We start from the raw sequence: 12,777 nt of genomic DNA, 5'->3' as shown, positions 1-12,777 counted from the left end.
AATAATGTGCTAATTTAATGTTGCACGCATTTTGAAAGCGTGCTATAATTCGTTTGTAAATAATAGAAGAACGAAGAAGAGGTGGATCTATGAGTTATATTAGCTTTGATCAATCAAAAGAATTTGATCTAGTTCTTTTAGGTAGAGTGGCTATCGATTTTAACCCTGCCTATAATGAGCAAGTTAAAGAAGAATTTAAGCCTTTAAAAAATGTTCATATGTTTGAAAAGTTTGTGGGAGGTTCTCCTGCAAATATTTCCGTGGGTATCACCAAACATGGGATGAAAGCTGGCTTCATTGGGAAAGTATCCGATGACCAGTTCGGAGAATATGTTATTGATTATTTTAATGAGCAAGGCATTGATACTTCTCAGATAAGTAAAGCGCAGCATGGCGAAAAGTTGGGTCTGACTTTTACAGAAATGCTATCGCCTAAAGAAAGTAGTATTTTAATGTATCGGAACCAAGCTGCGGATTTACAACTAAGTGTCGAAGATATCGATGAAGATTATTTGAAACGTTCAAAAGCCTTATTAATTTCAGGGACTGCTTTGGCGGAAAGCCCTTCAAGAGAAGCCGTGTTAAAAGCTGTGATGTTAGCGAAAAAAAACAACGTCAAAATTATTTTTGATATCGACTATCGAGAATACAATTGGAAAAATGTGGATGAAATCGCTATTTATTATTCAATAGTTGCGAAAGAATCAGATATTATTATGGGCTCGAGAGAAGAATTTGATTTAACTGAAAGATTGATTCAACCAAATATGACAGATAATGAAAGCGCTGTTTTTTGGCATAATTGTGGCGCTCAAATAGTCGTTATTAAACACGGAATGAAAGGCTCAACAGCTTATACAGCAGATCATCAACAGTTTTCAATTAAACCATTTCCAGTGGAGGCACGCAAGGGATTTGGTGGCGGTGATGGCTATGCTGCTGGATTTTTATATGGTTTATTTGAAGGTTGGGAAATTATCGATTGCTTGGAGTTTGGCTCAGCGGAAGCTTCGATGATGGTCAAAAGTAACAATTGCTCAGATTCTTTACCAACGACGCAAGAAGTAAAAGAGTTCATTGAACTGGAGAAGGAAATATACGGCGAAATGATCGCCAGGATTTAAGGTGGATAAAATGGAAAAGACGATTCGTTTAACGACAGCACAAGCATTATTAAAATTTTTGAATCAACAATATATCAGCATTGATGGAAAAGAAACACCTTATGTGGAAGGAATCTTTCATGTATATGGTCATGGGAATGTTTTAGGGATTGGTCAAGCGTTGGAACAAGCTCCGGGACATTTAAAAAGTTACAGTGGAAAAAACGAACAAGGGATGGCTCATGCTGCTATCGCTTTTGCTAGACAAAGTTTACGTAAGAAAATATTCGCAGTTTCAACGTCTGCTGGTCCAGGTTCTGCTAATTTATTGACTGCTGCTGGAACCGCCTTCGCTAATAATATACCTGTATTGTTTCTGCCAGCAGATACGTTTGCTACTCGGCAACCAGATCCCGTATTACAGCAGTTGGAACATGAATCAAGTGTAACCTTTTCTACCAACGATGCTTTCCAAGCGGTTTCTCGCTATTGGGATCGTATTAATCGGCCAGAACAACTGATGTCAGCATTGCTACGAGCATTTGAAGTTATGACCAATCCTGCAACTACAGGACCTGCCACCATTTGTTTGCCACAAGATGTTGAGTCAGAAGCCTATGATTATCCAGTAGAGTTTTTTAGAAAAAGAGTTCATTATATCGATCGACGGATGCCGACAATTCGTGAGCTTGAAACAGCTAGTCACTTGATAAAGGATAGTAAACACCCAGTAATTATTGTGGGGGGCGGTTGCAAGTATTCAGAAGCAGGTGAGAGCCTTCAGAAAATTTCTCAAGTTCATCAGATACCTTTGGTTGAAACACATGCTGGTAAATCAACTGTTTCATGGGAATTTGAAAATAATCTTGGAGGCTTGGGAATTTTAGGTACCTCGGCTGCTAATAAAGCTGTTCAGCAAGCGGATTTGATTATTGGAATTGGCACGCGTTATACGGATTTTACCACTGCATCAAAAAGTATTTTTAATTTTGAACAATCAAAAATGATAAATATTAACGTAAGTCGACCACAGACTTACAAAATGGAAGCGTTTCAAATTGTGGGAGATGCTCGAGCAACCTTAGAAGGAATTCTGCCAATGATTGAAGGATATCGGACGGCTTATGGTGAAAAAATCACTGAACTGAAGAACGAATGGGTGAAAGAGCGGGAGCGATTAAAAACAACTCATTTTAAACGGAAAGATTTTGATCCGGAAATCAAAAACCACTTTACACAGGATATTTTAAATGATTATGCTGATTCTTTGAATACAACTCTGACACAAACAGAGGTTTTCGTTCATCTGAATGATTTTGTCGAAGATGATGCGATTGTGATTGGTTCGGCAGGGTCATTACCAGGAGATATGCAACGATTGTGGAATCCTGTAAAGGAAAATACTTATCATTTAGAGTATGGCTATTCTTGTATGGGCTATGAAATTGCTGGTGCAATGGGGGTACGGCTTGCTAATCCTAATCAAGAGGTTTACGCATTAGTCGGTGACGGTAGTTTTTTGATGTTGCATAGCGAACTGGTCTCTGCATTACAATATGACAAAAAGATCAATATTGTTCTGTTCAATAATTCTGGGTTCGGATGCATTAATAATCTGCAAATGGAGAATGGCGGCATAAGTCAAGGGACGGAATTTAGAAATACAAAAGGCGAAATTATGAATATCAATTATGCTAAAATCGCTGAAGGATATGGTGCCAAAGCGTATCAAGTCCATTCGATTGAAGAACTAAAAAAGGCGATTGTCGACGCGAAAAACCAAACGCAATCGACATTGATTGAAATAAATGTTCTTCCTAAAACGATGACTGCTGGTTACGATGGTAGTTGGTGGAATGTCGGTGTTGCTGAAGTATCAGAAAAACCAGCGATTCAAGAAGCATACCAAGTTAAAAAAGAAAAACTTGCAACTGCTAGAAAATATTAGGTATTCGTCATACAACCAAAAAGTTAGGAGCGAATGAATTGAAAAAAACATTGAAACATCAACCGTTGATAAAAGAACTAGCTCCCGGTGTTCGACAAGTTCAAAATATTCGAAAAAACAACACTGATTTACAGTATATTGAGTTTCAAGTTCTTGAATTAGATAATGGAGCAATGTATCAAGAAGCTGGTAATGAACTGGAAGTTTGTATCGTCGTATTAACTGGTAAAATCAATGTTAAGGTGGACGATAAATGGTACGAGAATTTAGGTAAACGAACTTCCGTTTTTGAAAAAATTCCGACAGATAGTATCTATATCCCAGCAAAAACGTCGTTTGAACTAATAGCAACTTCTGCTACTGTTCGTTTGGCCCTTTGTTATTCGCCAGCTAAAAAAACGTTGCCAGTGCACGTGATTACCGCTGAGGAAAATACAGTTGAAAAACGAGGGATATATCAGAATAAACGACTAGTGCATAACATTTTACCAGACAATGTCGACACTGCCAGTAGTTTGTTGGTGGTTGAAGTCTACACTGAAGGTGGCAACTTTTCTAGCTATCCACCACACAAACATGACCAAGAAAATTTACCTGACGAATCTTATTTAGAAGAGACGTATTATCATGAGCTGAATCCAGAGCAAGGATTTGTTTTCCAACGAGTATATACAGAGGATGGTTCTATAGATGAAACGATGACTGTAGAGCATCAAAATGTTGTGGAAGTACCTAAGGGATATCATCCTGTCGGCGTGCCAGATGGCTACACCTCTTATTATTTAAATGTGATGGCAGGACCTGAACGAATTTGGAAGTTTCATAACGAGAAAAAACACGAGTGGATTTTAAATCGGAACGAATTGACTAACAATTAGAAATAAAAAATAAGTAGACTTTTTTTAGGAGGAAAATAAATGACTCGATTTTTAAAGAATTATATAGGTGGCCGCTGGGTAACAAGTACAGCCACTGAATTTGAAGAAGTGATCAATCCGGCAACAGAAGAAGCATTAGTAAATGTTCCATTATCTAGTGAAGCAGAAACTGCAGAAGCAATCAGAGTAGCGGATGAGGCTTTTCAAACATGGAAAAAAGTAAGTGTTCCAGTTCGTGGCCGCTATCTTTTCAAATTGCATCATTTATTGATGACGAATAAAGAAGAGCTAGCACGATTAATTACGCTTGAAAATGGAAAATCTTTGTCAGAATCATTAGGTGAGGTTCAGCGAGGGATTGAAAATGTCGAGCACGCAGCGAGCATTACGAATTTAATAATGGGTGATTCTCTATCCACAGCGGCTACAGATATTGAAATTACCAATTACCGTTATCCCATCGGTGTTGTTGGGGGAATTACTCCTTTCAATTTTCCGATGATGGTACCGTTTTGGATTTTCCCAATGGCGTTAGCAGCAGGGAATACGGTGGTGCTGAAGCCTTCCGAAAAAACGCCATTATTGATGGAAAAAATTGTTGAATTAATAGAAGAAGCAGGATTTCCAAGTGGCGTCTTTAATGTTGTCTATGGGGCACACGATGTTGTTAATACTTTATTGCGTGATCCATTAGTAAAAGGAATTAGCTTTGTAGGTTCAAAAAATGTTGGTGAATATGTCTATAAAGAAGGAACAAAAAATCTGAAACGAGTCCAGGCATTAACTGGCGCAAAAAATCATGTCATCGTTTTAAAAGATGCCAACCTTGATCGTGCAGTAAAAGACATTATCGGTGGCTCTTTTGGATCAGCGGGTGAACGCTGTATGGCCGCTTCGGTGATTGTTGTAGAGGAAACTATTGCAGATCAATTCGTTGAAAAATTTAAGGCTGCAGCACAGACGATAAAAATTGGAAATGGTCTGGAAGAAGGAGTCTTTTTAGGCCCCGTGATTCGAAAAGAGGCGCAGCAACGAACATTTGATTACATTCAAAAAGGTATTGATGAAGGGGCGGACTTATTGTTAGATGGCCGTGAAAATATTCCTGAAAAAGGCTACTTCGTGGGACCTACGATCTTTGATCGTGTCACGATGGACATGAAGATTTGGCAAGATGAAATTTTTGCACCCGTTGCCTCAATTGTTCGAGTGAAAAATCTAGAAGCAGCAGTTACACTGACCAATCAATCAGAATTTGCTAACGGTTCATGTCTCTATACGAGTAATGCTTCAGCTATCCGTTACTTTAGAGAGAATGTTGATGCAGGAATGTTAGGCATCAACTTAGGTGTACCAGCACCAATGGCTTGGTTTGCTTTTTCCGGCTGGAAACACTCTTTCTATGGTGACTTACACGCCAATGGAAAAGACAGTGTAGAATTTTATACACATCGAAAAGTTGTAACTGCTCGATACGCTCCTAGCGAAATAAACTAGTTTTACTTCGAAGCTCTGTCAAAGGAGCTTCGAGGATTCTATGATTAAAGCGGTGAAAGTATCTTTTATTAGTACAAATATAAGACATGACTTTCTGAAAATAATGATTGACTAAATAAAATTGTAAGCGTATACATAATACGCATAAAATAAAGAAATCGGAGGACAAATAATTGAAAGTAAAAGTAGGCGTAATTGGTACAGGGGCGATTGGAATCGAACATATTAACAGAATTAATCACAAGACACAAGGCGCTTTTGTAACAGCAGTATCAGATATTAATGTTGAAGCGGCAAGCAAAATTGCTGAGGAGATTGGGGCTCAATTTTTCAAAACAGGCGAAGAATTAATTGCTTCTGAAGAAGTGGAAGTTGTTGTTGTTACTTCCTGGGACCCAACACACGAAAAATATGTCTTGGAAGCAATCAAGCATGGAAAATACGTATTCTGCGAAAAACCATTAGCAATGGATGCCGCAGGATGTCGCCGAATTGTAGATGCAGAAGTCGCTTATGGTAAAAAATTGGTACAGGTGGGCTTCATGCGTCGATACGATCGTGGCTACATTGAGTTGAAAGAAGCAATTGAATCAAAACAGTATGGTGAAGCTCTGATGCTCCATTGTGCGCATAGAAATCCAAGCGCTGATGAAAATTATAAGACGCCAATGGCAATCAGTAATACTGCAATCCATGAAATTGATGTTCTTCGTTGGCTATTAGCCGAAGATTATGCCTCAGTGCAAATGATTTTACCAAAGAAAACCAGTCATACACATGCAGATTTACATGATCCTCAATTACTGATTTTCCAGACGAAATCAGGTGTAACAATTGATTTAGAAATTTTTGTTAATTGTCGTTTTGGCTACGACATTAAGTGTGACGTAGTTTTTGAAACGGCAGAAGTCGGAATGACGGATCCAGCCTATACCAAAATTAAAGCTGCGGAGAAAAATTACACACCAATTTCGCCCGACTGGCAAACGCGTTTTTTAGATGCGTATGATTACGAATTTAAGTTATGGGTTGATTCAATTAAAAACGATAAACTTGTTGGTCCAACTGCTTGGGATGGCTACGTGGCAGCAATCACAATGATGGCTTGTCATGAATCTCGTGAGTCAGGGGAAAAAGTAATGATTGAAATAGATGAACAACCAGCGTTATATACCAAATAATTCTTAAAAAAAGGAGGGGTTTTGTGGAAAATATTAGAGTAGGAATCGTAGGATTAGGTAGATTAGGCAAGGTACATGCAAAAAATTTATCTTCTGCTGTTAGTGGCTGTGAGCTTACGGCCGCCTGTAGTTTAGTTGAATCAGAATTAGCATTTGCACAGAAGGAGTTAGGTGTTAAGTATACGTTTTCTAGTTATGAAGAAATGGTTCAAAGCGCTGTAATTGATGCCGTTTTTATTGTTTCACCTTCAGGATTCCACTGTGAACAAGTCCGTTTAGCTATGGAAAATGGGAAACACGTATTTACTGAAAAACCATTGGGAATTGAAATTGAGGACATAAAAAAAACACAAGAGGTTATTGAAAAATATCCCGAGCAAGTATTTATGTTAGGTTTCATGCGCCGTTACGATGAATCTTATCAGTATGCGAAAAAAATGGTAGAAGATGGGGAAATTGGGGAAGTCACGTTAATCCGTTGTTATGGAATTGATCCGAGTGATGAACTGGAAAGCTTCGTTAAGTTTGCAATGAACAATGATAGTGGCGGTTTATTTCTAGATATGGCGATTCACGATATTGATTTGGTTCGTTGGTTTACTGGTCAAGAGGTAGAACAAGTTTGGGCAATTGGTAAAAATGCTGCATATCCAGAATTAGATCAAGTCGGTGAATTGGAAACCGGAGCAGCTATGATGAGTCTTAAAGATAAAACAATGGCTTTACTAGTTGCTGGAAGAAATGCTACACATGGTTACCATGTCGAAACAGAAATCATGGGCACCAAAGGGATGTTACGAGTAGCGCAAGTACCTGAAAAAAATTTAGTGACTATTATGAATAATCAAGGGTTGTGCGACCTTGCTCTCAAAACTTTCCAGAAAGATTTAGAGAAGCATTCATTCGAGAAGCACAAGAATTTATTTCCTGTATTCAAGAAAAACGTCAACCAGCAGTTAATGCAGAAGATGGTCTACAATCAACAAAAATTGCATTAGCTTGTCAAGAATCATTTGATACGAATCGTTTGGTACAACTATAAATGAAGTAGGAGAGTGACATAATGGCGAAACAAATTCAACTAGCTATTGCGCCGATTGCATGGACAAATGATGATATGCCAGAGCTAGGAAGCGAAAATACGTTTGAACAATGCGTTAGTGAGATGGCGCTAGCTGGATTCAAAGGTACGGAGATTGGTAACAAGTATCCAAAAGATCCACAGGTTTTAAAACAATATTTAGATATTCGTGGACTAAAAGTAGCGAGTGCTTGGTTTAGTACATTTTTAACAACAAAACCTTTCGAAGAAACCGCGGAAGACTTCAAAAAACATCGAGATTTCTTACATGCAATGGATGCTAAGGTTATTGTTGTGGCTGAACAAGGACACAGCATACAAGGAATTATGACGGCTCCTGTTTTTAATGAGAAACCAATTTTTTCTGATGAAGAGTGGCAAAAACTAGCTGAAGGATTAGAAAAACTAGGAGACTTGGCACATGAAAAAGGTATGGAGATTGTTTACCATCACCATATGGGGACAGGAGTCCAAACGACTGAAGAAATCGATCGATTAATGAAAATGACGGATCCGACAAAAGTTAAATTATTGTTTGACACTGGCCATCTTGTCTTCTCAGGAGAAGATCCAATCGCAATCTATCAGCGCTATCAAGACCGGATTAAACACATTCACTTCAAAGATATTCGCCAACAAATGGCAGAGGAAGTCAGAACAGAAGAAGATAGCTTCTTAAAGGCCGTGAAAAAAGGCGTCTTTACAGTCCCTGGGGATGGTATGATTGATTTCAAACCAATTTGGTCAGCAATCGAAGAGAGTGGCTATAGAGGTTGGATTGTAGTTGAAGCGGAACAAGATCCTGCCAAAGCCAATCCGTTTGAATATGCCGTCAAAGCACGAAACTATATCCGAAAGGTCGCCGATCTTTAATCTAATCGAGAAGGAGCTAGACAATGAATCTATTTTCAATAATCAGTTTCCTAGTAATTGTCATCTGCGTATGGATTTTTGCCTATTCTCGATCCAGAAGTGTAGATACTTCTGGATCAGAAGGTTTCTTCATGGGTGGCCGAAGCTTAACAGCCTTACCGATTGCTGGGACAATTATTATGACCAACCTATCCACAGAGCAAATTGTTGGACAAAACGGTCAAAGCTATCATGCAGGAATGGAAGTTATGGCTTGGGAAGTAACTGCTGCAATTGCAATTGTCGCATTGGCAGTCATTTTTTTACCAAAATATTTTAAATACGGTATTAATACGGTTTCAGATTTCATTGAAATTCGTTATGATACAGTTACAAAACGAATTATTTCAATCTTGTTTATTGTTACCTATATGATTTCTTTTTTACCAGTAGTTCTTTATTCTGGGTCACTAGTATTCAATAAGATTTTTCATATTGATGAGCTGCTGGGTGTCGAACCTATTGTCGCAATCATTCTTGTGGCGATGGTGATTGGTATTGTTGGGATTCTTTATCTGCTGATTGGCGGCCTATCTTTAAGTGCCAATAGCGATTCGATTTATGGCGTTGGTTTATTGGTTTGTGGTTTGTTGGTTCCAATACTAGGTTTAATGAAACTGGGTGATGGCAGTTTTATTGGTGGGATTGAACAGGTTGTTGAAAACACACCATGGTTACTGAACTCTGTAGGTGCAATTGATTCTGCTGTTGTACCATGGCCAACATTATTTACAGGGATGTTGTTTAATAATTTGTATTTCTGGTGTACCAATCAGATGATTGTTCAAAAAGCACTTTCAGGAAAAAATTTAGCAGAAGCACAAAAAGGGGCTTTTTTAGTGGGGATTTTCAAAGTGTTTGGCGCATTATTCTTAGTATTTCCAGGAATTGTTGCAAGAAATCTTTTTGGGGATGCGTTGATGTCCAATCCTGATAACGCATATCCATATTTAGTAACTGAAGTTTTACCAAAAATGCTTTTCGGCATTTTTGCTGCAGTTATTTTTGGGGCAATTTTATCTTCCTTTGCGGGGGCTTTAAATGCAACCTCGACTCTGTTTTCGCTAGATTTTTACAAACCAATTATCAATAAGAAAGCAGATGACAAACAAATTGCTCGTGCGGGAAAAACAGTTACAGTTATTGTAGGGATTATTTCAATTATCGTTGCACCGTTTATTTCTTTTGCACCAGCTGGATTGTATCAATTTGTTCAAGAGTTTAATGGATTATACAATATGCCATTGTTAGTGATTATACTTTTTGCGTTTTATTCCAAAAAAGCAACTGCTTTTGGAGCAAAAATGACAATTGCTATCCACATTATTTTGTATGCGCTATCAAAAGTATTTTTGAAAGATATCCATTTTTTATATGTCTTAAGCCTGCTCTTCTTCTTAGACATTCTTATTTTAATAGTAGTTTCTAAAATAAAACCAGATGGCGAATTTGTTTTAAATTCTTTTGATACGAAAGTAAATATTGAACCTTGGAAACATACAAAACTTGTCGCAAGTATATTAGTTGTCGTGGTTATCCTAACCTATGCAGCATTTTCACCAATCGGATTTGCTAGATAAAAATATTTCATGAATGAGGAGAAGTTTATGAGCAAAAACATATTGATTATTTGTGAGACAGGAATTAGTGCATCGCTGTTAGTTTCAAAATTACTTGAAGCAATTAGGGAAAAAGAGTTATCTTATGATTTAGATTATGCGCCTGTTTGTCGGATTGAGGAAAAACTTGGTTATAAAGAGTATGATGTGTTAATGTTGACCCCACAAGTCGCTCGTGTCAAAGAAAAAGTGGAAAAATATTTAGAAGGTTGTCAGGGGCAGGTTGTTTTTATCGATCAAGAAGATTTTCGTTATATGAACACAGAGAAGATACTCGCAAGTATCGAAAAGTAAGATTTAGAGAGTGGGACATCAGTCAACTTTGGTTGATGTCTTGCTTTTTTATTGTGTTCAAAAAGAGCAGAGTCAAAATCTTATGTTTCATAGTGAGTACCAAATGCTTTTATAGAAATAAAGCTAGAGTTATTATTTTAGTAAAAAATAGATTAATTTACTAAAATAATATATAATAAAGGTAAAACTAGGAGGGAAGCATATGACGTGTATTTCATTATCGATTTTAAATCAAGAACAAGAAGTTAGAAAAGCTAAGATAGATGATTCAGATTCTTTGAAAGAGTTAACTATTACAGGAAAAGATTTTGTTTGTTTAGCTGCTCGGGATTGTCAATTACAAGACGGCGATGTGATTCAAGTTTGTTTAGATACGCCCAATACTTATTTAATGGTGAAGTTAGATGCTACGCTTGATAGCAGTTTAATTTATGTTCCAGAACAAAAATGGACGTTTCCAATCATAAAAAATGAAAACGTTATCGAAGCGCGAGCAGCGTATCGTTTTGAAACCAAGAAACCTTATATAAGTGTGCGTATTGCCACTAAAGAAGAAATTAAGAGTTATCGTAATTGGGCGTTAAATCCACATGATTTACAACATTTTACTGGTGCGTATCCTCATGCATCTGCCAATGTGGAAACGCGAAATGATGCCACTTTTTTTGCTTGCAATGCGATTGACGGTACCTTTGCTAATCTTTATCATGGGCCGTATCCTTATCAATCATGGGGGATTAATCAGCAATTAGATGCCGCATTAAAAATTGAATTTGGGCGTGAAGTCTTGTTGGATAAAGTGATCTTAACATTACGAGCGGACTTTCCTCATGATAATTATTGGCAACAAGTGACTTTAAAATTTTCCGACGGTACACATGAGGTCTTTAAAACTGTTAAGACTGAGCAACGCCAGAGCTTTACCTTTGCGAAACGGGCAGCGGAGTGGGTGATACTAACAGAGTTAATTCAAGCAGATGAACCATCACCATTTCCAGCATTAACACAAATTGAATTATTTGGTCAAAACAAATAAAAAATAAGGACGGTTCCTTTATAGGAGCGGTCCTTATTTTTTATTTCTGGCGTGGGCTAGTTGTCGATTGGCGGACAACCAATTCTGTGTTTAACAGGACTCTACGAGGAATGCTAGGCATTTGAATTCGTTTGTGCAATAAATTAATGCCTGTCTCGCCCATCTCTTCAGTAAAGGCATGGACAGAGGATAGCGGCGGTGAGACATATTGAGAAATAGAGATATCATTGATCCCCATGACACTAATTTCTTCAGGAACCTTTATACCGTGTGCGGCTAACGTATGTATCACACCGATTGCAAAGGCGTCATTATAAGCAAGAATCGCAGTAGGTAAATCATTTCCCCATTTCTCTAACGCTTCTTCTGTCAATTGTTCCCCTGTTTTGACATCCAACATGCCATTTTCTTTTAAGATAAAATAATCTTCGTTAAACAAGTGATAATGCTGCATAATGTCAAGATAAGCGTTGGTTGTCGGTGTTTTATAGCGACGGAAACCATACATATTTTCGCTTTCTTCGGCACCAATAAAGGCAATTTTTTCGTGGCCCAATTCTAAAAGATGAGTTAAGGCAATCTCGGTTGCTTGATAAAAATCAGTATTTACAGAATCAAATTCTTCCAATGGGAAATTACTGCCAATTACACAAAGATTGGGATGCAGTTGCTGCAACTCTTGTAACGTCTTTTGAGTGAATTTGCCAATTGCCAAAATGCCATCAATCCCTTGAAGGTTATGTTGTTCCAATTGAGAAACTTTGAGAATATTGTAACCTAACTCTTCGGCCCGTTTTTCAGCGCCTAAACGAATCGACATATAGTAAATATCCGTTAGTTCTTCGTCATCTGAACGCCACTGAACGACGGCAATCGAAGGCTCTTGCGGAGCTGTTTGTACGGAAAGGTTAGGTGTCAGTTGCTCCTGCTGTTTGTTTTTATTTTTAGTTTTATATTTCGTATAATTCAGGGTTTCTGCTGCTTCAAAAATTTTTCGCTTGGTTTCCTCTGTAACGGATAAGTTTGGATCATAGTTCAGAACTCGCGATACAGTTGAAATTGAAACATTCGCGACTTTTGCGATATCTGTGATAGTTGCCATTCTAAATGCCTCCTTCTCAAGTACTATTATAGCATATAGTATATTTCTTTTTAGTAAAAAAAAGCAAGAAAAAGCTTTTTTTACTTTTTTTTAGCAAAAACTATTGATTTTTTGACTAAAAAAATA

Annotated in this window: 10 protein-coding genes and 1 pseudogene; 10 read left to right on the top strand and 1 reads right to left on the bottom strand. The window is 37.6% G+C overall.

The genetic code is table 11. From position 1 onward, the window contains the following. Positions 1 to 89: 89 nt before the first annotated feature. The 10 genes and pseudogenes from iolC to IGK27_RS08920 all read left to right on the top strand — a co-directional run bounded on the left by iolC (position 90) and on the right by IGK27_RS08920 (position 11,549). Positions 90 to 1,124, top strand: coding sequence for a 5-dehydro-2-deoxygluconokinase (iolC, locus tag IGK27_RS08965; RefSeq protein ID WP_033626419.1), 1,035 nt, complete (start codon positions 90 to 92; stop codon positions 1,122 to 1,124). Positions 1,125 to 1,134: 10 nt separating this feature from the next. Then, entirely contained in the window at positions 1,135 to 3,051 is a 1,917-nt protein-coding gene (iolD, locus tag IGK27_RS08960) for a 3D-(3,5/4)-trihydroxycyclohexane-1,2-dione acylhydrolase (decyclizing) (protein ID WP_002364409.1), read from the top strand. Between the two features lie 38 nt (positions 3,052 to 3,089). Next, complete coding sequence (iolB, locus tag IGK27_RS08955; protein WP_002378524.1) at positions 3,090 to 3,929, top strand: 5-deoxy-glucuronate isomerase; 840 nt, start codon at positions 3,090 to 3,092, stop codon at positions 3,927 to 3,929. A 39-nt stretch (positions 3,930 to 3,968) separates the two neighbouring features. Continuing rightward, complete coding sequence (locus IGK27_RS08950; RefSeq protein WP_002356823.1) at positions 3,969 to 5,426, top strand: CoA-acylating methylmalonate-semialdehyde dehydrogenase; 1,458 nt, start codon at positions 3,969 to 3,971, stop codon at positions 5,424 to 5,426. Between the two features lie 173 nt (positions 5,427 to 5,599). Then, on the top strand, positions 5,600 to 6,607 hold the full coding sequence (locus IGK27_RS08945; RefSeq protein ID WP_002364407.1) for a Gfo/Idh/MocA family protein: 1,008 nt from the start codon (positions 5,600 to 5,602) through the stop codon (positions 6,605 to 6,607). Positions 6,608 to 6,630: 23 nt separating this feature from the next. Beyond that, positions 6,631 to 7,649, top strand: a pseudogene (iolG, locus tag IGK27_RS08940) (inositol 2-dehydrogenase). Between the two features lie 21 nt (positions 7,650 to 7,670). Beyond that, on the top strand, positions 7,671 to 8,561 hold the full coding sequence (gene iolE, locus IGK27_RS08935) for a myo-inosose-2 dehydratase (protein WP_002356826.1): 891 nt from the start codon (positions 7,671 to 7,673) through the stop codon (positions 8,559 to 8,561). Between the two features lie 23 nt (positions 8,562 to 8,584). Next, on the top strand, positions 8,585 to 10,180 hold the full coding sequence (locus IGK27_RS08930; RefSeq protein WP_002364405.1) for a solute:sodium symporter family transporter: 1,596 nt from the start codon (positions 8,585 to 8,587) through the stop codon (positions 10,178 to 10,180). A gap of 9 nt (positions 10,181 to 10,189) precedes the next feature. After that, complete coding sequence (locus IGK27_RS08925) at positions 10,190 to 10,513, top strand: PTS sugar transporter subunit IIB (RefSeq protein ID WP_002356829.1); 324 nt, start codon at positions 10,190 to 10,192, stop codon at positions 10,511 to 10,513. Between the two features lie 202 nt (positions 10,514 to 10,715). Next, a complete protein-coding gene (locus IGK27_RS08920) occupies positions 10,716 to 11,549 on the top strand; it encodes a hypothetical protein (RefSeq protein WP_010730004.1) in 834 nt (277 codons plus the stop codon). 40 nt (positions 11,550 to 11,589) lie between these two features. On the opposite strand, the gene IGK27_RS08915 is transcribed toward IGK27_RS08920, so the two are convergent. Then, complete coding sequence (locus IGK27_RS08915; RefSeq protein ID WP_002356832.1) at positions 11,590 to 12,651, bottom strand: LacI family DNA-binding transcriptional regulator; 1,062 nt, start codon at positions 12,649 to 12,651, stop codon at positions 11,590 to 11,592. Between the last annotated feature and the right edge of the window lie 126 nt (positions 12,652 to 12,777).

This window comes from Enterococcus sp. DIV0236, from assembly GCF_050558525.1.
Classification (GTDB): domain Bacteria; phylum Bacillota; class Bacilli; order Lactobacillales; family Enterococcaceae; genus Enterococcus; species Enterococcus faecalis.
The sequence above is the reverse complement of the archived record's forward strand: the minus strand, read 5'-3'. Positions and strand labels throughout refer to the sequence as shown.